This is a genomic window from Arthrobacter sp. StoSoilB19, assembly GCF_019977275.1.
Classification (GTDB): Bacteria; Actinomycetota; Actinomycetes; order Actinomycetales; family Micrococcaceae; genus Arthrobacter.
Genome location: NZ_AP024650.1, coordinates 1403379 through 1426140, shown reverse-complemented (window position 1 = coordinate 1426140; position 22762 = coordinate 1403379). Strand labels below are relative to the sequence as shown.

The 22762-nt window shown below is 68.0% G+C and carries 18 protein-coding genes; 13 read left to right on the top strand and 5 right to left on the bottom strand.

Features of this window, described 5'->3' with window-relative positions:
• Positions 1-70 precede the first annotated feature (70 nt).
• From LDO86_RS06580 to LDO86_RS06570, 3 genes are all read right to left on the bottom strand, one after another.
• Positions 71-667 (bottom strand): PH domain-containing protein, encoded by a 597-nt coding sequence (locus LDO86_RS06580; protein WP_223994543.1) that lies wholly within the window; start codon positions 665-667, stop codon positions 71-73.
• Positions 660-1568, bottom strand: coding sequence for a biotin--[acetyl-CoA-carboxylase] ligase (locus LDO86_RS06575; RefSeq protein WP_142073951.1), 909 nt, complete (start codon positions 1566-1568; stop codon positions 660-662). Before LDO86_RS06575 ends, LDO86_RS06580 begins: the two co-directional genes overlap by 8 nt.
• A gap of 85 nt (positions 1569-1653) precedes the next feature.
• Entirely contained in the window at positions 1654-2541 is an 888-nt protein-coding gene (locus LDO86_RS06570) for an NAD(P)-dependent oxidoreductase (protein ID WP_224084385.1), read from the bottom strand.
• Positions 2542-2757: 216 nt separating this feature from the next.
• Between LDO86_RS06570 and LDO86_RS06565 the strand changes: the two genes are divergently transcribed.
• The 4 genes from LDO86_RS06565 (at position 2758) to LDO86_RS06550 (ending at position 7969) form a co-directional block, all read left to right on the top strand.
• On the top strand, positions 2758-4341 hold the full coding sequence (locus tag LDO86_RS06565; RefSeq protein ID WP_224084384.1) for an acyl-CoA carboxylase subunit beta: 1584 nt from the start codon (positions 2758-2760) through the stop codon (positions 4339-4341).
• Entirely contained in the window at positions 4341-4583 is a 243-nt protein-coding gene (locus LDO86_RS06560; RefSeq protein ID WP_224084473.1) for an acyl-CoA carboxylase subunit epsilon, read from the top strand. The genes LDO86_RS06565 and LDO86_RS06560 overlap by 1 nt, the downstream gene beginning before the upstream one ends.
• 68 nt (positions 4584-4651) lie before the next feature.
• Positions 4652-6337 (top strand): DUF885 domain-containing protein, encoded by a 1686-nt coding sequence (locus LDO86_RS06555; protein WP_224084383.1) that lies wholly within the window; start codon positions 4652-4654, stop codon positions 6335-6337.
• Positions 6338-6520: 183 nt separating this feature from the next.
• Positions 6521-7969, top strand: coding sequence for a dicarboxylate/amino acid:cation symporter (locus tag LDO86_RS06550; RefSeq protein ID WP_018770094.1), 1449 nt, complete (start codon positions 6521-6523; stop codon positions 7967-7969).
• 93 nt (positions 7970-8062) lie between these two features.
• Here LDO86_RS06550 and LDO86_RS06545 read toward each other — a convergent pair whose 3' ends face one another.
• Entirely contained in the window at positions 8063-8623 is a 561-nt protein-coding gene (locus LDO86_RS06545; RefSeq protein WP_134164519.1) for a hypothetical protein, read from the bottom strand.
• A 163-nt stretch (positions 8624-8786) separates the two neighbouring features.
• Here LDO86_RS06545 and LDO86_RS06540 point away from each other — a divergent pair, with 163 nt between their 5' ends.
• From LDO86_RS06540 to LDO86_RS06515, 6 genes are all read left to right on the top strand, one after another.
• A complete protein-coding gene (locus LDO86_RS06540; protein WP_056393552.1) occupies positions 8787-9461 on the top strand; it encodes a TetR/AcrR family transcriptional regulator in 675 nt (224 codons plus the stop codon).
• Positions 9462-9479: 18 nt separating this feature from the next.
• The gene (locus LDO86_RS06535) at positions 9480-12002 is read left to right on the top strand and encodes an MMPL family transporter (protein WP_224084382.1); all 2523 of its coding nucleotides are present in this window, start codon (positions 9480-9482) and stop codon (positions 12000-12002) included.
• Positions 12003-12011: 9 nt separating this feature from the next.
• Positions 12012-12656 (top strand): nucleoside triphosphate pyrophosphatase, encoded by a 645-nt coding sequence (locus LDO86_RS06530; RefSeq protein WP_018770098.1) that lies wholly within the window; start codon positions 12012-12014, stop codon positions 12654-12656.
• A 141-nt stretch (positions 12657-12797) separates the two neighbouring features.
• Positions 12798-14597 carry a biotin carboxylase N-terminal domain-containing protein gene (locus LDO86_RS06525; protein WP_026265904.1) on the top strand — a complete coding sequence of 600 codons (1800 nt, stop codon included), beginning with the start codon at positions 12798-12800 and terminating at the stop codon, positions 14595-14597.
• 18 nt (positions 14598-14615) lie between these two features.
• On the top strand, positions 14616-15053 hold the full coding sequence (locus LDO86_RS06520) for a nuclear transport factor 2 family protein (RefSeq protein WP_018770100.1): 438 nt from the start codon (positions 14616-14618) through the stop codon (positions 15051-15053).
• A gap of 43 nt (positions 15054-15096) precedes the next feature.
• Entirely contained in the window at positions 15097-15828 is a 732-nt protein-coding gene (locus tag LDO86_RS06515; protein WP_056393546.1) for a glutamine amidotransferase, read from the top strand.
• 58 nt (positions 15829-15886) lie between these two features.
• On the opposite strand, the gene LDO86_RS06510 is transcribed toward LDO86_RS06515, so the two are convergent.
• On the bottom strand, positions 15887-17296 hold the full coding sequence (locus LDO86_RS06510; RefSeq protein WP_018770102.1) for an MFS transporter: 1410 nt from the start codon (positions 17294-17296) through the stop codon (positions 15887-15889).
• A gap of 279 nt (positions 17297-17575) precedes the next feature.
• Here LDO86_RS06510 and LDO86_RS06505 point away from each other — a divergent pair, with 279 nt between their 5' ends.
• From LDO86_RS06505 to LDO86_RS06495, 3 genes are read left to right on the top strand one after another with little or no spacing between them, the layout of a single operon-like run.
• The gene (locus LDO86_RS06505) at positions 17576-18988 is read left to right on the top strand and encodes an MFS transporter (RefSeq protein ID WP_018770103.1); all 1413 of its coding nucleotides are present in this window, start codon (positions 17576-17578) and stop codon (positions 18986-18988) included.
• A gap of 1 nt (position 18989) precedes the next feature.
• Positions 18990-21197 carry a molybdopterin oxidoreductase family protein gene (locus LDO86_RS06500; RefSeq protein WP_018770104.1) on the top strand — a complete coding sequence of 736 codons (2208 nt, stop codon included), beginning with the start codon at positions 18990-18992 and terminating at the stop codon, positions 21195-21197.
• Positions 21194-22753, top strand: a complete 1560-nt coding sequence (locus tag LDO86_RS06495; RefSeq protein WP_018770105.1) for an FAD-dependent oxidoreductase — start codon at positions 21194-21196, stop codon at positions 22751-22753. The genes LDO86_RS06500 and LDO86_RS06495 overlap by 4 nt, the downstream gene beginning before the upstream one ends.
• Positions 22754-22762 lie beyond the last annotated feature (9 nt).

Genomic DNA, 22762 nt, shown 5'->3' with positions numbered 1-22762 from the left:
CACGGGCGCAGCGTCAGGATCAAGGGCGGCGGTGGCAGGGGCGGTGCTGTCGACGCGTTCCTGCTGGTCCTCATCGGTCATCCCGTCCACCTTCTCTCATGTCCTCCGGAAAAGCACCGGCAGGGTAATGCGTCGCGCCATCCGGCTGGGCGCTGTCGTCCGGCAGTTCCCCGATGGCGTCGAGGATAAAGTCGCGGAATTTGGCAACCTCAGGCACGTCGCGGAAAGTCACCACGCCCTGGTACCCGGTTTCCAAGGATATATTCCCCGAGCGCACCAATCGCTGCAGCAGCGATTCGTGGACCGTCAGGTTACGCACCGACGCCAGGTTCACCTGCTGGTCCCGCCGGTTAAGCAGCCCGTACCGCGCCACCATCCGTTGGCTGGTAAGCGTGTAGCGGGTGCCCTGCCAGCGGAGCAGGCGCGGCAGGCAGTAGCCCAGCCAAACAGCCGCAGCAGCGAGGACGCAGGCAGTGACAAGCCACGGCGTCCACTGGCGGCCAAAGGCTGGAGCCATGCGGGCTGCCCCGCCGCGGACGATCCAGGCACTGGCGTACGCCGCCAACGCCGGCGCCAGCACGAAGGCCACGGCTGCCCCGGCCAGCTTCCGGGGCTGCGGGCGGGTAGTGACGATGACCTGCTCCCCGGGAACCAGGATTCTACGCATAACCACCTTGGCCTGGCGCGTCCGGCGCCGTCCAGGGCCGCAGGTGCACCACGTCGCCGGCGGTCACCACGTGCTCCCGCGAGTCGCGGTCCACCACCAGCAGGGAGCCGTAATCGTCCAGGCGGGACGCGTGTCCAATGATCTCGTGGTCGCCGGGCAGCTGTGCGCGCACTTGCTTGCCCAGGGTGACCATCACGGCTTCCACCCTCTTGTGCAGCGACGGGCCACCGGCCATCCCGGCCGCAGGGTCGCCGTCGGCGTTGCAGAAACTGCGGTACAGGACCGCAAAGTGGGACAGGTAGCTTTTCAGCAGCGCGGTCCGGTCCGTGGTGCGGGCACCTTCCAGGGCCACGGAGGTGGCGGTGGGCACCGGAAGTTCGCTTTCGGTCAGGGTGACGTTCAGGCCGGTCCCCAGGATCACCGGGGGCACGTTGCCATCAACCATCGGCCCCAGCTGGGCGAGGATGCCGGCGATTTTCCTGCCCCGCACCAGGACGTCGTTGGGCCACTTGAGCTCGGCCGGAATCCCGGCCGTTTCCAGGAGCGTCTCACGCAGCGCCAGCGCTGCGATCAGGGACAACCAGGAGTAGCTCTGGGTGGGCAGGGGCCTGCCGTCCGCGTTGACCGGACGCAGCACCACGGACACGGACACGGAGCTCAGTGGCGGCGCTTCCCAGCGCCTGTCCAGGCGTCCCCTGGCGGCGGTCTGGTACTCGGCGGTCAGCACGGAGAGGTCAGGCCAGGCCGAAGGTTCCACCGTGACACCGCGCAGGAGGTCCGCGTTGGTGGAGCCCGTGGAGTCCACCACGTCGATCCGCGGTATTCCGGTGGCAGAGAGGAAACGCTGGTCGGCCAGGTCCCCTCGGTTCAGGGGGGTGCCCGGTGCGTGTGCGTCGTCCATACCCAAATCCTACCGAGCCTGGCCCGGTCCCACCGAGCCGTCTGCCGCCCCGGGAAGGACAACCCGGCCACGCCCGTACGGCCGCCTAGAGGAAGATGTCCGGAACCAGACGGTCTTCGGGTGCTCCCAGGCTGTAAGGACGGAAATCGGTCACCCCCGCTGCCGCCAGGACCTGCTCGTCCGTGTAGAAGTTGCCCGACGGCGGCCCGCCGGCGGCGAGGTTGCTGCCGGTCAGGATGGCGTGGGCGGCGTCCGCCATGATCTGCGGTCCACGCGCCGCCAGCACCATGGTTTCGCCGTGGGGCATGTTCCGGATGGCGGCGGTATCGATGAGGGTGCAGGGCCACAGGGAGTTGACCCTGATGCCGTCAGCCTTCAGTTCCTCCGCCAGCCCCAACGTGGTCAGGCTCATCCCGTATTTGGCCATGGTGTACGCAAGGTGCTTCCCCGCCCAGGAGGGGTGGAGGTTCAGCGGCGGCGAGAGCGTGAGGATGTGCCCCTGTTCCGACTTCCGGAGCGCCGGCAGCGCCAGCTTGGACAACAGGAAGGTGCCGCGGACGTTGATGTCCTGCATCAGGTCGTACTTTTTCATGTCCACTGCATCAGTGGTGGAAAGGTCGATGGCGGAGGCATTGTTGATGACGACGTCGATGCCGCCGAACCGCTCAACGGCTGCGGCCACGGCGCCGGCCACGTCTTCGTCCCTGCGCACATCGCCCACCAGCGGCAGCGCCTGGCCGCCGGCCTCCTCGAGCTGCGCAGCCGCCGTGTACACGGTGCCCGCCAGCTTGGGGTGCGGCTCCCCCGTTTTGGCCAGCAGCACGATATTGGCGCCGTCCCGCGCCGCCCTTGTGGCAATGGCCAGTCCGATTCCGCGGCTGCCGCCGGAGATGAGGATGGTCCTGCCCGCCAGGGAACCGGTGGCCCGGTAGGGGCTTTCGGGAGCATGCAAAGCATCATCGCTTGAAGTCATGGCAACACTGTAACCCAACTAAGTTACCGCCGAGTAACATTGAGGGGACGTTGCAGGAACGGCAGAAAATTGTAGGTTCCCTACAGCTGCGGGCGTCCAAAGCGTCACTAGACTTGCCAGCAGGGTTCGTCTTTTGTGTGGATGCTACTTAAAGCTCCAGACAGTACGGGCCCGCCAGCCAACAGAATTGACCTGCTACAGAGCCGGAGACACTTGATGAGCCACGATCTGACAACGACTGCGGGAAAGATTGCCGATTTCCGCGACCGCCAGGCGCGCGCCGAACAGCCCTCCGGCCCCGAAGCCATCGAAAAGCAGCATGCGCGCGGCAAGAACACGGCCCGCGAGCGCATCGCCCTGCTGCTGGACGAAGACTCGTTTGTAGAATTCGACGCCCTGGCCGTGCACCGCTCCACCGCCTTCGGCATGGAGAAGAAGAAACCCCTGGGCGATGGCCTGGTCTCCGGCTACGGCACCGTCGACGGCCGGCTGGTGGCGGTGTACAGCCAGGACTTCACTGTCTACGGCGGATCGCTGAGCCAGGTCAACGGCGAAAAAATCGTCAAGGTGCAGGAGTTCGCGCTCCGCAACGGCTGCCCCGTCGTCGGCATCCTGGACGGCGGCGGCGCCCGCATCCAGGAAGGCGTGGCCTCGCTGGCCATGTTCGCGGACATCTTCCGCAACAACGTCCACGCCAGCGGCGTGGTGCCGCAGATCTCCCTGATCATGGGGCCGTCCGCCGGCGGCGCCGCCTACTCCCCGGCCCTCACCGACTACGTGGTGATGGTGGACAAGACCTCGCACATGTTCATTACCGGCCCCGACGTCATCAAGACCGTCACCGGCGAGGATGTGGACATGGAAACCCTGGGCGGCGCCCGGCAGCACAATGCCACCACCGGAACGTCCGCCTACCTGGCCTCGGATGAGACCGACGCCATCGAGTTCGTGCGCGAACTGCTGGACTTCCTGCCTTCCAACAACCTCTCCGAGGCACCGGTGCTGGGGCACCAGCAGGAGTTGGAGGTCGACGACGACGACATCGCCCTGGACACGCTGGTTCCGGATTCCGCCAACCAGCCCTACGACATGCGCGCCGTCGTCGAACAGATCGTGGACGACGGGCACTTCCTGGAGATGCAGGCCCTGTACGCCCCCAACGTGATGATCGGCTACGGCCGGGTGGAGGGCCACACCGTGGGCATCGTGGCCAACCAGCCGCTGCAGTTCGCCGGCACCCTGGACATCGCGGCGTCAGAGAAGGCCGCCCGGTTCGTGCGGCACTGCGACGCCTTCAACATCCCCATCATCACCCTGGTGGACGTCCCCGGGTTCCTCCCCGGCAAGGACCAGGAATTCCAGGGCATCATCCGCCGCGGCGCCAAACTCCTCTACGCCTACGCCGAGGCCACTGTTCCAAAGCTCACCGTCATCACCCGCAAGGCCTACGGCGGCGCCTACATCGTGATGGGTTCCAAGAAGCTCGGCGCCGACCTGAACCTGGCATGGCCCACGGCCCAGATCGGTGTGATGGGCGCCCAGGGCGCGGTGAACATCCTCTACCGGCGCGACCTCGCCGCGGTCGCCCAGGACGGCGGCGACGTTGAGGCCCGCCGCGCCGAGGTGATCCGCCAGTACGAGGAAGAACTCCTCAACCCGTACCAGGCAGCCGAACTGGGTTACGTGGACGCCGTCATCGCCCCCTCCGATACCCGGATCCAAATCATCAAGGGACTGCGTGCCCTGCGCGACAAGCGCGCCAGCCTCCCCGCCAAGAAGCATGGGAACATCCCGCTGTGATGGCCACCGAAAATACCGGGACCGGGCCGGCCGCCGAAGCGCTTGCCGCTCCGCTGCTCTCTGTGGTCAAAGGACAGCCGAACGCCGAGGAACTGGCCGCACTGACCGCCGTCGTCCTCTCCCTTGGCGGCGCCGAACCTGCACGTGCGGACAAACCGACCGTTCGGCACTGGGTGCGCCGGCAGCAGCTCAAGCTCGAACCCACGCCCGGTCCCGGCGCCTGGAAACGAAGCCGCGGCTGAGTCCCGGGCGTGGATCCCCGGCGGCGTGGGCCCAGGCCTCGGCGCAGTCCGGGCGATAGTCTCGTCATGTGACTACAGACACTGCACCCGCCGCGCGCCCGCACACCCGGATCGACGCCGTCGCGGACAACTACACGGACACCCTCATCAGGCTCAACCCGACCTTCGCCACCACCCTTGGCCTGCCGGGACATGAAACGGAGTACCAGGATTTCTCCCCCGCCGGCATTGCCGGATTCGCGGAGGCGGCGCGGGAGGCCCTGGTTGCCCTGGAGGGCCTGGAACCGGAAGACGACGTGGACGCCGTCACCCTGGACGCCATGCGGGAACGGCTCGGCCTGCAACTGCTGATCCACGCCTCCGGCTGGGAATACGCGGACCTGAACAACATCGCCTCCCCGGCCCAGGACATCAGGGCCATCTTCGACCTCATGCCCACCGGCACCGAACAGGACTGGGAGCACATCGCCGGGCGCGCCCACAACGTGCCGGCCGCCATCAGCGGCTACACCGAATCCCTGCGCATGGCCAGGGACTCCGGCCGGGTGGCCGCTGCCCGCCAGGTGCGGACCGTCATCGAACAGGTGACCAAGTACGCCGCCCCGGACGGCTTCTTCGCCAAACTGGCCGCAGAGGCCACCACGGCTGACGGGCCACTGCCCGCTGCGCTGCAAACTATGCTCGACGCCGGTGCTGACGCCGCCCGGGGTGCCTACGCCCGGCTGGCAGAATTCCTGCGCACCGAACTGCTCCCCGCCGCGCCTGAGAAGGACGCCGTGGGCAGGGCCCGCTACGCCCTGGCCTCCCGCTCCTTCCTGGGGGCGGAAGTGGACCTGGAAGAAACGTACGCCTGGGGCGTCGAGGAACTGGACCGCCTCATCGCGGAACAGGAGCGCGTTGCGGACACCATCAAGGCAGGCGCCACCATCGCCGAAGCCAAGGACATCCTCAACAACGACCCCTCCCGGCAACTGAAAGGCACCGAGGCGCTCCGGGAATGGATGCAGGGCCTCTCCGACAAAGCCGTTGCCGAACTCGCCGGAGTGCACTTCGACATCCCCGACGTCATGAAGAAACTCGAGTGCCGGATCGCTCCCACCGACGAGGGCGGCATCTACTACACCGGCCCGTCCGACGACTTCAGCCGCCCCGGCCGCATGTGGTGGTCCGTCCCCGCCGGCGAGGACACGTTCACCACCTGGGCTGAAACCACCACCGTCTACCACGAGGGCGTCCCGGGCCACCACCTCCAGGTGGCCACCGCAACCTACCGCCGCGAGCTGCTGAACAAATGGCGCCGGAACGTCTGCTGGACCTCCGGCCACGGCGAAGGCTGGGCACTCTACGCGGAAAAGCTCATGCAGGAACTGGGCTACCTCAACGATCCCGGCGACCACATGGGCATGCTGGACATGCAGCGCATGCGCGCCGCCCGCGTGGTCTTCGACATCGGCGTGCACCTCGAACTCGAGATGCCCCAACGCTGGGGATCCGGCACCTGGACCGCGGACAAGGGCTACGGCTTCCTCAAGGAAAACCTCCCCATCAGCGAAGGCCAACTCAACTTCGAGTTCACCCGCTACCTCGGCTGGCCGGGCCAGGCCCCCTCCTACAAAGTGGGCCAGCGCCTCTGGGAACAGATCCGCGCCGAACTTGAGGCCCGGCCCGGGTTCGACCTCAAGGAGTTCCACACCAAGGCCCTCAACATCGGCTCCGTTGGACTCGACACGCTCCGCCGGGCGCTGCTCTCGTAGTCTCCCCCTTTGGGGACGGAGGGCAACAGGAGACATTAAGCACACCCGGGGCGGGAATAAGTAACATAGGCCGCCGTCTGCCTTGTGTTTGCTCGGTTTGCCGGCTTCCTGCGTGGGCGTGGGCGCGTAATATTTCTCAATGTTCGTTCGTCGTGGTATGCGGGGTGGCTCTAGCGTAGTCGGGTGAGCACTCAGACAAGCACCCCGTCCCCCGCAGGGAAGACCGGATTCCAGCTGCCCAGGTGGGCGGGCTCGTTCGGCTTCCAGATCATCGCCGCCCTCATCGTGGGCCTTGGCCTCGGCCTGCTGGCCAAGTACACCGGCAGTACCAAGGCCAACCCCAACGCCCTCGGCGCCACCCTGCAGACCATCGGCTCAAGCTATGTGTCCCTGCTGCAGACCGCCGTGGTCCCGCTGATCTTTACCGCCGTCGTCAGCTCCATCTCCAACCTGCGCCAGGTGTCCAACGCCGCCAGGCTGGCCTGGAACACGCTCCTGTGGTTCGCCATTACGTCCCTGATCGCCGTGCTGATCGGCATCGGCCTGGGCGTGCTGCTGCAGCCCGGCGCCAACACCGGCATCAGCGGGGAAGCCAAGTACACCGGCAAGTCCGGTGACTGGTGGGCCTTCCTGGTGGGCCTCTTCCCCAAGAACTTCCTGGGCCTGGGTGCCAGCTCCACGGTCGGCGATTCCGGCGCCGTCACCACCTCGGTCAGCTTCAACGTCCTTCAGATCCTCGTGATCGCCATCGCCGTGGGCGTCGCCGCGCTCAAGGTGGGCAAGGCTGCGGAGCCGTTCCTCAACCTCAACGCCTCAGCCCTTGCCGTGATCCAGAAGGTCCTGTGGTGGATCATCCGCATCGCGCCGCTGGGCACCGTTGGCCTCATCGGCAACGCCGTGGCCGTCTACGGCTGGGACACCATCGGCTCGCTTGGCAAGTTCACCGTGGCCATCTACGCCGGCCTGGTCCTGGTGCTGTTCGTCGTTTACCCCATCCTGGTCCGCAGCCACGGACTGTCCATCAAGCAGTACTTCTCCGGCGTGTGGCCCGCCGTTCAGCTGGCCTTCGTGTCCCGCTCGTCCGTGGGAACCCTGCCGCTGACGCAGCGCGTCACCGAACGCAGTCTGGGCGTCCCCCGCGCCTACGCCTCCTTCGCCGTGCCGCTGGGCGCCACCACCAAGATGGACGGCTGCGCAGCCATCTACCCCGCGATCTCGGCAATCTTCGTGGCCCAGTTCTTCGGCATCCAGCTGGACTTCAGCCAGTACCTGCTGATCGCACTGGTTTCCGTCCTCGGTTCCGCCGCAACCGCCGGCACCACCGGCGCCGTGGTGATGCTCACCCTGACGCTCTCCACGCTGGGACTGCCGCTGGCCGGCGTCGGACTCCTCCTGGCCATTGATCCCATCCTGGACATGGGGCGCACCGCTGTGAACGTGGCCGGCCAGGCCCTGGTTCCCACCATCGTGGCCAAGCGCCAGGGCATCCTGGACGAATCGCTGTACAACGCACCCCGCAACGGGACCCCGTTCGTGGATGACAGCGACGCCGATGCTGCCGCCGGCGAAACCGCTACCGACGGCACCAGCGCCGACACCGCACCCCGCGAACTGCAGGATGCAAAGGCGTAAGGCACAGCAGCAAGGAAAGGCGTCCCCGGGAGATTCTCCCGGGGACGCCTTTTTGCAATCAGGGCTGCGCGTATCGCTCAACAACAGTGATGGTCAGTGCCAGCCACCTCCGATTACCCCGTTCTGGATGGCTTTCGTCACGGCGTCGGCTTCAGCCTGGGTCAGCTTTCCATCCGCTACAGCCTTGTCCAGGCGGGACTTGAGTCCGGCTGCATGTTCGGCCTCTTCCTCGCTGCGGATCTCCTGCAGCGCTGCGGTCACCTTCGCTTCATCGATGCCCAGCGATGCAGCAAGGGACGTGGCGAGTGCAGCCTCGCGGGCGGCAGGATCCGGCTTCTGGCCCTCGGCCGGCGGCGTGGTGGGCTTGTTGGCTTCGCGGAAGGCCTTCAAGGCGTCGGCCACCTTGGCTTCATCAACGCCCAGCTTCGCTGCCAGCGCCGAGGCCTGCTCCATCCCATGGCCGCCGCGGCCGCCGTGCCTGCCCATGCCATCGGGGGCGCTGCCGGTAGTTCCGTCAGCGGCAGCACTGGAACCCGCGCTGGGTGTGGGAGTGGGCGTCGTGGTGGCGGATGCCATGCCGGCCACGCCGATTCCGGCACCAAGCGCCAGCGCTGCGGCCGTCAGGCCCACGGTCATCTTCTTCGTGCGTCTCATGTCGCGTCTCCTGATTCGCCGTCAACTGACGGCTCCTGGTGATTCGCCTCGGGCGAGGCATACCAAGCATCCGGCGCAAGGATCAGGAAGGGCTGTCGGGAAGCTATGGTTCTCCTGTGAATTTAAGTTGCATTGAGTGCAAACTTGCACGTAGTGTAAGCGCGTGACATCACCCGTTGCCCCGCCGGACGAACCCGCCGCACCTTCCCGGCGCGAGCTGAACAAGGCCGCCACCCGCCAGGCGATCACCGACGCCGCACTGGAACTCCTGCGCTCCAAAGGCCCCGGAAACTTCACGGTGGAAGACATCGCCGACGCCGCGGGGATCTCGCGCCGCACCTTCTTCAACTACTTCAGCAGCACCGACGCCGCCCTGGCCTCCATCGTCCATGGCTTCCTGGACAACGCGATTCAGCAGTTGCGCCTCCGCCCGGCGGACGAGCCCATGCTGGAATCCGCCCAGGCCGCGCTGATGGCCCTTGCCGACCCCAAGGCCGTGGCGCCGCTGGCGGAACTGTTCACGCTGACCCAGCAGAGCCCGCTGATGTCGCACCCGGAACTCGAGGCGTGGGACCACTGCCGGGCGCAGGTCTTCACCGTCGCCCGCGAACGCCTCGCCGGCACCCCCGGCGCCCAGGACGAGCTTTATGTCCACGCCCTGGCCGGCTCGATCATCTCCTGCGGGAAGGCCGCCATGGAGGTGTGGTTCAGCCGCCGCGGTCCGGACCTGACACCCGCATCCCTGGCCGAGCTCCGGCAGTTGCTCATCGATGCCATGGCCCTGCTGGCCACCGGCTTCAACACCCCCGCTCCACCATCCGCCACCCGTTCCTCCTGATCAGATCGGTTCACCCGCATGGCACTGCTCCTCTACCGCCTCGGCAAGTTCTCCTACCGCCGGCGCTGGCTTGTCATCTCCCTGTGGCTCGCCGTGCTGGTGGCCGTGGGCGGCTCGGCCGCGGCATTCCACGGCACCCTGTCCAACAACTTCCAGATTCCCGGGACCGAAACCCAGCGGATTGCGGACAAGCTCAAGCAGGAGCTGCCCTCGGCCTCCGGCGGCAGCGCCACGATCGTTTTCGAAGCCCCGGACGGCGGCTTCACGGCCCAAAGCCGGACGGCCGTGACGGAGGCGCTGAAGAAGCTCCAGACCCTCCCCGAGGTGCGTGGCACGGTGGACCCGTTCGCCACCCAGGCACAGGTGGACCAGGCCGGCAAGGCCATCACCGACGGCGAACAGCAATTGGCGGCCGGGCAGGCACAGCTGGACGCCTCCCGGGCCCAGCTTGAAGCCGGCAAGGCGCGGCTGGCGGCAGCCGAGCAGCAGCTCACCGCCGCCGGGGCGCCGGCAGCACTGATTGAAGCCCAGCTTGGCCAGCAGAAGGCAGCGCTGGCCCAGGGCCAGGCCAAGCTGGACGCCGGCGCCCAGGAACTGGCGGCCAACAAGGCCAAGCTGGAACAGGGCAAACGGCAGGCCCAGGCAGCATCAGCCATCCGCTTCGTGTCCGCGGACAACAAGGCCGCCGTGGCACAGGTGCAGTTCAAGACCTCCATCAACGGGCTGGCCCCGGCCGTGCGCAAGCAGGTGCAGGAGATCGCCCACGAGACCTCCGCGGCAGGCGTCACGGCGCTGGCCAGCAAGGAAATCACCGAGGACATTTCGGCACTGTTCGGCACCGCGGAAATCGTCGGCATCGCCGTTGCGGCGCTGGTCCTCATCCTCATGCTGGGCACGCTGATCGCCGCCGGGCTGCCCCTGCTGATGGCCATCATCGGCGTCGGCGTGGGCGTCGGCATCACGTTCGCCCTTTCCGGCCTGTTCGACATGAGCTCCATCTCGCCCATGCTGGCCCTGATGCTTGGCCTCGCCGTCGGCATCGACTACTCGCTGTTCATCGTCAACCGGCACCGCACCCAGCTCCTTGCCGGCATGGATGCGGAGGAGTCTGTTGCCCGGGCCAACGGCACGTCCGGCAACGCCGTGGTCTTCGCCGGCCTGACCGTGATCATCGCCCTTGCCGCCCTGGTGGTCCCCGGGCTGCCCTTCCTCGCCGTCATGGGCCTTGCGGCAGCGGGAACCGTGGCCGTTGCGGTGCTCGTGGCCATCACCCTGACCCCTGCCATGCTGTCCCTGATCGGACGGCGCATCATCTCCCGGCGGGCCTGGGCCAAAGCCGAAGCCCACAACGCCGAACCGGACCACGAAACGGCCGACCTCGCCGCCGATAAGGAACGCAGCACCCGCGGGTGGGGCGGCCTGGTCACCCGGCACCCGTGGGTGGCACTGATCGCGGGCATCCTCCTGCTGGGCACCCTTGCGCTGCCCGCCACCCAGCTGCAGCTGGCCCTGCCGGACGGAGGCTCCGAACCCGTGGAGTCAGAGGCCTACCAGGCCTACGACCTCACCGCCCGCAGCTTCGGCGAAGGTGTCACCGGACCCATCGTGGCCGTCGGCGAGTTCCCCGCGGACCTGGACGAAGCCCAGGCCCGGAAGCTGCAGTACGACATCGCGGACAAGCTCCGTGCCGTGGACAATGTGGTGGCAGCCGTGCCCGTCGCCCTCAGCGAGGACCGCCGGACCGCCGTGTTCCAGGTCATCCCCAAGGAGGGCCCGGCCAGCGCCACCACCGTCAAGGTGGTCTCCGAGCTCCGCGGCCTCAACGGGGAGATCCAGTCCGACTACGGCGTGGCCATGGGACTGACCGGGCAGACCGCCGGCAACGTGGACGTCTCCACCAAGCTTGGTGACGCCCTGCCGCCCTACCTGGCCATCGTCGTCGGACTTTCCCTGATCCTGCTGCTGCTGGTGTTCCGGTCCATCGTGGTCCCGCTGCTGGCCACGGGCGGCTTCCTGCTGTCCCTGTCCGCCGCCTTCGGTGCCGTGGTGGCGGTATACCAGTGGGGCTGGCTGGGGAACATCTTCGACGTGGCCAACCCCGGCGCCGTGCTCAGCTTCCTGCCCATCATCCTGATCGGCGTGCTGTTCGGCCTGGCCATGGACTACCAGGTGTTCATCGCCTCCGGCATGCGCGAGGCATACATGCACGGATCGTCCGCCAAGGAAGCGGTCCGGGTGGGCTTCCGGCACGCGGCCGCCGTAGTCACCGCGGCCGCGATCATCATGGTCAGCGTGTTCTCCGGCTTCATCTTCAGCCACCTCACCATGGTCCGGCCGCTGGGCTTTGCCATGGCCTTCGGCGTACTGTTCGACGCCTTCGTGGTCCGCATGACCATCGTCCCGGCCGTGATGTACCTGCTGGGCGCCAGGTCCTGGTGGCTGCCGCGGTGGCTGGACAGGATCCTGCCGGACGTGGACGTGGAGGGCGCCAAGCTCAACAGGGGCCAGGCAGCACCCGCCTCCGGCGAGCTGGTCCACTAGGCTGAAGCCGTGCTCCATCTGATTCTCGCCTCCCAGTCCCCCGCCCGCACCAAGCTCCTGGCCGAGGCCGGCATCCGGCACACCGTGCTGGTCTCCGACGTCGACGAGGCCGCCGTGCAGGCGCGGTACGGCGTCACGGACCCGCACGACACCGCGCTGCTGCTGGCCCGCGCCAAGGCCGAGGCCGTGGCGGCGCTGCCGGAAGCGGACGGCGCCCTGGTGCTGGGCTGCGACTCGGTCTTTGAATTCGACGGCGAGGCGCACGGCAAGCCCTACACCGCCGACGTCGCCCGCGAGCGGATGCTCCGGATGAGCGGCAGCGCGGGAGTGCTGCACACGGGCCACTGGCTGGTGGACTGCAGGGACACGGACGACGACGGCGGCAGCGGCCGCGGCTCGGGCGCCACGGTGGGGGCGGTCGCCTCAGCCGAGGTTTCCTTCCTGGAGATGGACCCGGCAGAGATCGACGCCTACATCGCCACCGGAGAACCGCTCCACTGCGCGGGCTCCTTCACCATCGACGGCCTGGGCGGCGCCTTCATCCGGAAGGTCGACGGCGACCCGCACGCCGTCGTCGGCCTTTCCGTCTCCACCCTGCGCGGGCTGCTCGCGTCCGCCAACGTGCGCATTACGGACCTCTGGCCCCGGCGGTAAATCGCCCGGTTTCCACACTCCTTGTAGCTTCCCTACAAAGGACGGCCGGTTTACACGCGGATTCCGCAAGTAATATCGGCGGAACCTCCAAAAGCGCGCTAGGCTCCCTGAAGGAAAGAAGGAGACGCCTTGTCAGCAAATTTGGAGCAGTCCGCAGGTACTACACAGCCGAGCCTCACAAAGGTGCTGATCGCCAACCGCGGCGAAATCGCCGTGCGCATCATCCGGGCGGCCCGGGACGAGGGCATTGCCTCCGTGGCCGTCTATGCAGATCCGGACCGGGACGCGCTGCACGTCCGGCTGGCTGACGAGGCGTACGCCCTGGGTGGCACCACCGCGGCGGAGTCCTACCTGGTGATGGACAAGATCATTGACGCCGCCCGCCAGTCCGGCGCCGACGCCATCCACCCCGGCTACGGCTTCCTGGCCGAAAATGCCCAGTTCGCTGCACGGGTGATCGAGGCCGGCATCACCTGGATCGGCCCCTCCCCGGAGGCAATCTCCGCCTTGGGCGACAAGGTCCAGGCCCGGCACATCGCCGAAAAGGTGGGCGCCCCGCTGGTTCCGGGCACCGCCGACCCCGTTGAGTCCGCGGACGAAGTCCTGGACTTCGTGGACCGCCACGGCCTGCCCGTGGCCATCAAGGCTGCCTTCGGCGGCGGCGGACGCGGCATCAAGGTGGCCCGCACCCGGGAAGAAATCCCGGAGCTGTACGAATCCGCCGTCCGTGAGGCCACCGCAGCCTTCGGCCGCGGCGAATGCTTCATCGAGCGCTTCCTGGACGCCCCACGGCACGTGGAAACCCAGTGCCTGGCCGACGCCTACGGCAACGTGGTGGTGGTGTCCACCCGCGACTGCTCCCTGCAGCGGCGCAACCAGAAGCTCGTGGAGGAAGCCCCGGCACCGTTCCTCACCGAGGACCAGAACCGGCGCCTCTACGAATCCTCCAAGGCCATCCTGAAGGAGGCCGGCTACCTCGGCGCCGGAACCTGCGAATTCCTGGTAGGCCAGGACGGCACCATCTCCTTCCTCGAAGTAAACACCCGCCTCCAGGTGGAGCACTGCGTGTCCGAGGAAGTCACCGGCATCGACCTGGTGCGCGAACAGTTCCGGCTGGCCAGGGGCGAGGAACTGGGCTACGGCGATCCCGAGGTCCGCGGACACTCCATCGAATTCCGCATCACCGGCGAGGATCCGGGCCGCAACTTCCTGCCGGCCCCCGGCACGGTCCGCGTCCTGAAGAACCCCACCGGTCCCGGCGTGCGCGTGGACTCGGGCGTGGAACAGGGCGACGTGATCAGCGGGAACTTCGACTCCATGCTGTCAAAGCTGATCATCACCGGCGCCACCCGGCCGCAGGCCCTCCAGCGTGCCCGCCGCGCCCTGGAGGAGATGGTGGTGGAGGGCATCCCCACCGTCATCCCGTTCGACCTCGCAGTTGTGTCGGACCCCGCTTTCGCCCCGGCCGAGGGCCCGTTCAAGGTCCACACCCGGTGGATCGAAACCGAATTCAGCAACAACCTTCCCGCCTGGACGCCGGATGCCCCAACCGATGCAGACGGCTCCGCAGAAGACCGCCAGCGCGTCGTGGTCGAGGTGGGCGGCAAGCGGCTGGAGGTGGTCCTCCCCGCATCCCTGGGCACGCCGGGCACTGCAGCAGGCGCCGCCGCCAAGCCGGGCAAGTCCAAGAAGCGGTCCCGCTCCGCCGGTCCCGCGGCTGCCACCGGCAACGCCCTGACCTCCCCCATGCAGGGCACCATCGTGAAGGTGGCCGTGGCGCACGGGGACGTTGTGTCCGAAGGTGACCTGGTGGTGGTCCTCGAGGCCATGAAGATGGAGCAGCCCCTCACCGCACACCGGTCCGGGACCATCACCGGCCTGACGGCAACGGCGGGCGAAACGGTGTCCGCGGGCGCCATCATCGCCACCATCGAAGACTAGAAAGCAGTCCCGGCAGCCATGCTCGCACCCAGCTTCCAGGAAGAAGTGGACCGCTACCACCAGGCGGTTCCCGAAATCACCCGGGGCAACCCGGCCCCCATCAAGGAGCTCTACTCCCGCCTTGACGACGTCACCCTGGCCAATCCCTTCGGCGGCATAGCGCGCGGCTGGGCCCAGGTGGAGGCCCGGCTTGACCAGGCGGCGCGGCAGTTCCGCGACGGCGAGATGCTGGGCTTCGACACCGTCACCTCCTACACCGCCCGCGACACCGCCTACCTGGTGGAGACCGAGCACTTCCGGGCACGGCTGGACGCGGCGGCCGCCACCGAGGAATTCGCGCTTCGCGTGACCAGTATCTTCCGGCGCGAGGAAGGCTACTGGAAGCTGGTGCACCGCCACGCCGACCCCGCAGCCCGGCCACAGTCCCGCCGGTCGCTGACCCAGCCCGCCGGCTGAGCCGGTGCTGGCAGGGGGCGCCGCCAGGATGCAGACTTAGCTCATGCTGCCTTTCCTGCTCCTCGCCTCCCGCCCGGAAGACGCTGCCGCGGAGGAGGAATATGCCGCCTACCTGAGGTACGGCGGGCTTGAGGAACGGGAGCTGCGCCGGGTCAGGCTCGAGGCCGCTCCCCTGCCCGCGCTGGATCTTGCGGATTATTCCGGCGTCATCGTGGGCGGCAGCCCGTTCACGTCCAGCGATCCGCCGGAGCAGAAGAGCCCGGTCCAGCACCGGGTGGAGCGGGAGTTGTCCGGCCTCCTGGACCAGCTGGTGGCCCGCGACTTTCCCTTCCTGGGCGCCTGCTACGGGGTGGGGACGCTGGGCCGCCACCAGGGCGCGGTCATCGACAGGACCTACGGCGAGCCGCTGGGCGCCGTGGAAATCGAGCTGACGGATGCCGGGCTGCAGGATCCCCTGCTGCAGGGCATGCCCCGGACCTTCACGGCCCTGACCGGCCATAAGGAAGCGGTCAGTTCCCTGCCACCGCACGCGGTGCTGCTGGCGCGCTCAGCCACCTGCCCCGTGCACATGTTCCGGGTCAAGACCAACCTTTATGCCACCCAGTTCCATCCCGAACTGGACACCGACGGGCTGGTGACCCGGATCGACATCTACCGGCACGCCGGCTACTTTCCGCCCGAATCCGCCGAGGAGCTGATGGCGGCCGCACGCCAATTCACGGTCACCGAGCCCATGGCCGTGCTGAAGAACTTCGTGGCGCGCTACGCACGGTGAGCATGAAAATGCCCGGCGGGCCGGATGGCCGCGCCGGGCATTTTCGGCACCCGAAGCGTCAGGCCACGTTGTTCTCGTAGTCCAGGTCGCGGGTTTCGCGGGTAAGGAACAGCGCAATCAGGGTGAGCACGGCCATGGCCGTCAGGTAGACACCCACCAGGACAGGGCTGCCCTTGGCCGCTTCCCACAGGGCCACGGCGATGAACGGTGCCACCGCAGCGCCCAGGATGCTGGAGAAGTTGTAGCTGATCGCCGAGCCGGTGTAGCGGACGTTCGTGGGGAACAGCTCCGGCAGCAGCGCTCCCATGGGCCCGAAGGTGAGGCCCATGAGGGAGAACCCGAGGATCAGCAGGCCCATGGTGCCCACAAAGCCGCCGCTGAACAGCGGAACAAACAGCAGGCCGAACACGAAGATGCCCGCGGTGACGGCGAGGAGCATCTTGCGCCGGCCGTACTTTTCGGCAAGGGGTCCGGAGACCAGGGTGAAGATGCCGAAGAAGACGACGCCGGCAATCAGCATCCAGAGGAAGTCGTTGCGGGTGTAGCCGAGGCCTGGAACGAACGCGGCAGCAGCGGCGTCAGACATGGGCTTTCCGGCCTTTTCGGCCGCGGCCTTGGCACCTTCGAGGGTTGGCTTGGTGCCGTAGGTAAGGGTGAACGTGGTCATCAGGTAGAAGAGCACGTACGTGGCCAGCATGATGAAGGTGCCCAGGATCAGCTGGCGCCAGCTGGTCTTGAAGACGCGGCCAAGCGGCAGCTTGGCCACCTCCTTGGATTCCAGCACCTTGGTGAAGGCGGGGGTTTCGATCAGCTTGAGCCGTACGTACAGGCCCAGGATCACCATGACGGCGCTGAGCAGGAACGGGACGCGCCAGCCCCACGCCTGGAAAGCTTCCGGCGTCAGGGTGTAGCTCGCAACCAGGAAGATGACGTTGGCGATGATGAAGCCGATCGGGGCGCCCAGCTGCGGGAAGGTGCCGTAGATGGCCCGCTTGTTGGCAGGGGCGTTCTCGGTGGCCAGCAGCGCGGCCCCGCTCCACTCCCCGCCGAGCGCAAGGCCCTGGGCGAAGCGCATGACCACCAGCAGGGCCGGTGCCCAGAATTCCCAGCCCGGAACCAGCGCGGTGGGGAGGCAGCCGATGAGGAAGGTGGCAATACCCATGGTCAACAGCGACGCCACCAGCGTGCCCTTGCGGCCGAACTTGTCGCCGAAGTGCCCGAAGACGATGGAGCCGAGCGGCCGGGCGATGAATGCCACGCCAAAAACGGCGAAGGAGCTCAGCAGCTGGGTGGTTTCGTTCGCGCCCGGGAAGAAGAGCTTCGGGAAAACGAGCACGGCGGCAGTGGCATAGACGTAGAAGTCGTAGAACTCCACTGTGGTGCCGATCAGGCTGGCCACGATGACGCGGCCGCGGGAGTTCACCGGCTGGTGCGAACCAGGCACCGTGGTGGTATCGGTGGATGACATAGGTAAACGCTTTCGTGAGACCGGCCGGGCACAGGCAGGGCTGCCCTCCCGGCTCGAATAGTTAGAGTTCGATCTTACTTCGCCACGTCCAGTCAATGGACGAAACGTCCACCATTCGGACGTGTGTTGCATGTCTCACAATGCGGTCCCGCAGGCCGCCTCACGCCGCCGGGCCGGACCGGATAGGCAAAAGTCACAGCGCGTTAACAAACATCGACCGTCCGTGAAACGCGCCGTCCCTACCTTTGAGGAACAACATCCCCCTGAAGGAGGTAACCCGTGACTGTTGACCGCACCGTCGATGCCGGCGTACAGCCCGGCTCTACCCGCACCACAGACACCCCTGCCCTTGAATTCCGCCCCGGCCGCTGGATCGCCAACTGGGATGCCGAGAACAAGGAGCAGTGGGAAACCGCCGGCCGCGCCATCGCCCGCCGCAACCTGAACTGGTCCATCTTCGCCGAGTTCCTCGGCTTCGTTGTCTGGCAGCTGTGGTCCATTGTGGTGGTCCAGCTGCCGGCCGCCGGCTTCACATTCTCCACCTCGGAGATCTTCTGGCTCATCTCCATGCCCAGCCTCGTGGGCGCCACCCTCCGCATCCCGTACACCTTCATGGTTCCCCGGTTCGGCGGACGCAACTGGACCATCGTGTCCGCCCTGCTGCTCCTGATCCCCTCCACCGGCCTGGCGCTGTGTGTCTCCAACCCGGAGACGCCCTTCGGCGTCATGCTGCTCGTGGCCGCACTGGCCGGCTTCGGCGGCGGCAACTTCGCCAGCTCCATGGCGAACATCACTTTCTTCTACCCGGCCAGGGAAAAGGGCTGGGCGCTGGGCCTGAACGCCGCAGGCGGGAACCTGGGCGCCGCCGTCGCACAGCTTGCCGTTCCCATCGTGATCACCCTGCTGGCCGCCGGCACCGTCAACCTTCCCATGGCCGGCTGGATGTGGGTTCCCTTCATCCTTCTCGCAGCGTTCGGCGCCTTCAAGTACATGAACAACCTCACCAGCGCCAAGGGTGACGTGGCCGGCTCGGTCGCTGCGCTCAAGGAACCGCACCTGTGGATCATGGCTCTGCTGTACATCGGCACCTTCGGCTCATTCATCGGCTTCGCCGGTGTGTTCCCCAAGCTGATCAAGGACTACTTCCCCGCGTTCTCCTCCATCGGAGTAGGCACCGTGGCCCTGTCCCTTGCATTCCTGGGCCCCCTGGTGGGCTCGCTGGCCCGCCCGTACGGCGGACGCATGGCGGACCGCATGGGCGGGGCCCGGATGACGGTCACAGCCTTCGCTTCCATGGCCGTCATCACCCTCACCATGATCTGGACCCTGCCGCTGAAGAACTTCTGGCTCTTCCTGGTCCTCTTCCTGATGCTGTTCACCGCCAGCGGCTTTGGAAACGGCGCCACCTACCGGATGATCCCCGTCATCTTCGCCACCTCCAGCCGGGCCGCACGCAACGGCGCCAGCTCCGTGGCAACCCAGCGCCTGGCGTCCTCGGCACTCGGGCTGATCTCAGCGATCGGCGCCTACGGCGGCTTCGTCATCCCCCAGGTCCTGAACGCTTCCAGCACCGCCAGTGGCTCCTACACCCCGGCCTTCTACGGATTCGTTGCCGCCTACGTGGTGATGCTGCTGGTCTGCTGGACCTGCTACATCCGCAACGCCGGCCGGAACGCGATGGGACACGTCTAACATGACCAAAAGCGCCGACACGCACTGCCCCTACTGCGCCCTGCAGTGCGCCATGACGCTCACGTCCCCTGCGGACCTGGCCCCGGCTGCCCAGCCGGGGCCAGGCCCCGTGCCTGCACCGAATCCCGCGCCCGCACTGGAGGTTGCAGGCCGGGACTTCCCCACCAACCGCGGCGGCCTCTGCCGCAAAGGGTGGACCTCCCCCACGCTCCTGAACCACGCGGGCCGGATCACCGAGCCGCTGCTGAAGGGACCCGACGGCGTCCACCGGCCCATCGGCTGGGACCAGGCCCTGGACCTCGCCGCCCAGGCAGTGAAGGACGCCCGCGCACGCCACGGCGCGGACGCCGTCGGCGTCTTCGGCGGCGGCGGACTCACCAATGAGAAGGCCTACCAGCTGGGCAAGTTCGCCCGGCTGGCCCTGGGCACCTCACGCATCGACTACAACGGCAGGTTCTGCATGTCATCCGCCGCGGCCGCCGGAATGCGGGCGTTCGGCGTGGACCGCGGCCTGCCCTTCCCGCTCGAAGCCCTGGACACCGCCAGCACCATCCTGATGCTGGGGTCAAACGTTGCCGAGACCATGCCCCCGTTCGTACAGCACCTGCGCGGAGCCCGCGACGCCGGCGGGCTGGTGGTGGTTGACCCCCGCCGCTCCGCCACGGCAGCCTTTACGGCCGACGGCGGCGGCCTGCACCTCCAGCCGCTGCCGGGCACCGACCTTACCCTGCTGCTGGGCCTCTCCCACGTGGTCATCCACGAGAACCTGGTGGACACCGCCTACATCGAAGAGCGCACCTCGGGCTACAGCGCCGTAGTCCGCAGCGTCAACGCCTTCTGGCCCGAACGCGTCCAGTCGCTGACCGGCGTCCCCGCGGAACTGATCCGGCAAACCGCCCGCATGCTCGCTGCCGGGGCGCAGGAAGGCGGAAGCTACATCCTCACCGGACGCGGCGTGGAACAGCACGTGGACGGCACCGACACCGCAACCGCGGCCATCAACCTCAGCCTCCTCCTGGGCCTGCCGGGCTCCGCCCGCAGCGGGTACGGGACCCTTACCGGCCAGGGCAATGGCCAGGGCGGCCGCGAGCACGGCCAGAAGGCGGACCAGCTCCCGGGCTACCGCAAGATCACCGACCCGGCTGCCCGCGCACACGTCGCGGCCGTCTGGGGCGTTCCGGAGGAGACCATCCCCGGACCCGGCCTGCCCGCCGTGCAGCTGCTGAAGTCACTGGGAAAGCCCGACGGCGTCCGGTGCCTTTTTGTGCATGCCTCCAACATCGCGGTGGCAGCTCCCGACGCCAACGCCGTCATCGAAGGGTTGCGGAGCCTGGACTTCCTGGTGGTCTGCGACTTCTTCATGTCCGAAACCGCCGCGGAGGCGGACCTTATCCTTCCCGTGCTGCAGTGGGCGGAGGAGGAGGGGACATTGACCAACCTGGAGGGCCGCGTCCTGCGCCGCCGCCGTGCCATCTCACCTCCGGCTGGTGCCCGGAGCGAGCTGTGGATCATGGCCCGCCTCGCCGAGCGGCTGGACGCCCCGTCCACCTACAGCGAGGATCCGGAGACGGTCTTCGAGGAACTGCGGCGTGCCTCCGCCGGGGGCCTGGCAGACTACTCGGGCATTGACTACGCCATGCTGGACCGCGGGGAGGCCGCCTACTGGCCCTACCCGGCCGGCAGCAGCGGAACGCCGCGGCTGTTCGCCAGCCGCTTCGCCCACTCCGACGGCAAGGCCGTGATGGTCCCGGTGGTGCCGCGCCGCCGTCGTATTTCTGCCGGCGATGGCGGGACCTCCGGAGACCCCGCCGGCAAAGCCATGACCCTCATCACCGGTCGGCTCCTGGAGCATTACCAGTCAGGGGCCCAGACGCGGCGGGTGGCCGAACTCGTCGCCGCACAGCCCGAGGCGAGGGTGCAGATCCACCCCTCGGCGGCAGCCGCCATGGGCATCGCCGCCGGATCGCTGGTCTCCGTGGCGAACGTTCGCGGCGAGGTGGTGTGCCATGCGGAGCTGAGCACAGCCATCCGCCCGGAAACAGTGTTCCTGCCCTTCCACTTCCCCGGCTCCGAAAGCGCCAACCGCCTCACCGAAGCCGCCACTGATCCCATCTCCGGGATGCCCGAATTCAAATTCAACACCGTATGGGTCCGGCCCGTGGCCGCACCCGATTCCGCCCGCATGCTGCAAACGACGGAGGCCTCATGAGCGAGCAGATTGTCATCGTGGGATTCGGCCCCGTGGCCGCCAGGCTGGTGGACGAGCTCCTGCCGGCCGTGCGCGCAGGGCAGGTCCAGGTCACCGTGCTCGGTGAGGAACCCGAGGCAGCCTACAACCGCGTCCTGGTGGCCGACCTCGGCGTCGGCCGGACCACCGCTGACGCACTGGCCCTTGCCGATGCCGCCGAGCTGGCCGCGGACGGCGTGGACGTCCGCCTGGGCGTGCGGGTCAAGCGCGTGGACAGGCCACGGCAGCAGGTCCTGCTTGCTGAAGGAGCACCCGTGCACTACGACCGGCTGGTGTTCGCCACCGGATCCCGGCCTGTCATTCCCAACCTCACCGGCATCAACCCGGATCCTTCCTCCCCCGTGCTTCCCGCCGGCGTCACCGCGCTGCGGGACCTTCGCGACGCCGCTGTCCTGCGGCAGGCGGTGGACGGCGGCAAGCGCGTAGTGGTCCTGGGCGGCGGCGTCCTGGGCCTGGAAACGGCGCTGGCCGCCGCGGAGGAAGGCGCCACCGTCACGGTGGTCCACAACGGCCCGCACCCCCTGGGGCGCAGCATCGACCGTGCCGGCGGGGCCGTCCTCGCTGCAGGGCTGCGGCGCTGCGGGGTCCGGGTGGCAGGCAACGCCCGTTCCACCGGCGTTGAGCACAACGCGCCCGACGGCGGTTTCTCGGCTTTGCTGCTGGACGACGGGCAGGCGATTGACGGGGACCTCCTGGTCATTTCATGCGGGGTGCGTCCCCGGACGGAGCTGGCCGACGGCTGCGGGCTGGCCACCGGCACCGGGATCCTGGTGGACCACACGCTGCGGGCGCACCACGAACCGCATATCTTTGCCATCGGCGACTGCGCGGAGGTCCACTGCCCCGACCCGGGCTGCGCCGCATGCCGGAACGCCACGGGGCCCTCCGGCCTGGTGGGCCCTGGCTGGCGGCAGGCCGAGTGGCTGGCGGGCTACCTGACCCTGCTGTCCTCCGGTGGGGTGGAGGAGGCGGAACTGCTGTCCGCGCTCCCGCCGGAACAGCCCGGCGTCGTGGTGCTGAAGGCCCGCGGCCTGAACATGGCTGTGGCCGGGAACAACGACGCGGATCCGTGGGACGAGGAAGCGCTCACGGCGGGCGCGGCCAACGGCAGGGCCCGCCTGCAGGTGGCCCAGTGGGCTGATCCTGAGCACGGCCGGTACGTCAAGATGACCACCCGAGGCGGAGTGCTCGAAGGCCTGGTGGCGGTGGGCATGCCCCGCACGGCGGCCGAGCTGGTGGGACTCTTCGAACGCGGCGCCGAACTGCCTGCGGACCGGTCGCTCCTCCTCCGCCTGGACGGGCCGGACCAGCTGCCGGGCGCAGCCGCGGACCCGGCCGGGACCGTGTGCCGGTGCGCCGGAGTCAGCGGGAACACCATCACGGGCGCCGTGGCCGACGGCTGCTCCACGGTGGCGGACGTTTCCAAGGCCACCCGGGCGGGCACAGGATGCGGTGGCTGCCATGAGGACATCAAGGGCCTCATTGAACGGCATTTCCGGGCGGTGCCGGCAGCCTGAGTGGCGTGT

What these genes read in the sequence shown, in the direction of transcription:
- LDO86_RS06580 (WP_223994543.1), bottom strand. Translation starts at nt 667, where the DNA reads ATGCGTAGAATCCTGGTTCCCGGGGAGCAGGTCATCGTCACTACCCGC.
- LDO86_RS06575 (WP_142073951.1), bottom strand. Translation starts at nt 1,568, where the DNA reads ATGGACGACGCACACGCACCGGGCACCCCCCTGAACCGAGGGGACCTG.
- LDO86_RS06570 (WP_224084385.1), bottom strand. Translation starts at nt 2,541, where the DNA reads ATGACTTCAAGCGATGATGCTTTGCATGCTCCCGAAAGCCCCTACCGG.
- LDO86_RS06565 (WP_224084384.1), top strand. Translation starts at nt 2,758, where the DNA reads ATGAGCCACGATCTGACAACGACTGCGGGAAAGATTGCCGATTTCCGC.
- LDO86_RS06560 (WP_224084473.1), top strand. Translation starts at nt 4,341, where the DNA reads ATGGCCACCGAAAATACCGGGACCGGGCCGGCCGCCGAAGCGCTTGCC.
- LDO86_RS06545 (WP_134164519.1), bottom strand. Translation starts at nt 8,623, where the DNA reads ATGAGACGCACGAAGAAGATGACCGTGGGCCTGACGGCCGCAGCGCTG.
- LDO86_RS06535 (WP_224084382.1), top strand. Translation starts at nt 9,480, where the DNA reads ATGGCACTGCTCCTCTACCGCCTCGGCAAGTTCTCCTACCGCCGGCGC.
- LDO86_RS06520 (WP_018770100.1), top strand. Translation starts at nt 14,616, where the DNA reads ATGCTCGCACCCAGCTTCCAGGAAGAAGTGGACCGCTACCACCAGGCG.
- LDO86_RS06515 (WP_056393546.1), top strand. Translation starts at nt 15,097, where the DNA reads ATGCTGCCTTTCCTGCTCCTCGCCTCCCGCCCGGAAGACGCTGCCGCG.
- LDO86_RS06510 (WP_018770102.1), bottom strand. Translation starts at nt 17,296, where the DNA reads ATGTCATCCACCGATACCACCACGGTGCCTGGTTCGCACCAGCCGGTG.
- LDO86_RS06500 (WP_018770104.1), top strand. Translation starts at nt 18,990, where the DNA reads ATGACCAAAAGCGCCGACACGCACTGCCCCTACTGCGCCCTGCAGTGC.
- LDO86_RS06495 (WP_018770105.1), top strand. Translation starts at nt 21,194, where the DNA reads ATGAGCGAGCAGATTGTCATCGTGGGATTCGGCCCCGTGGCCGCCAGG.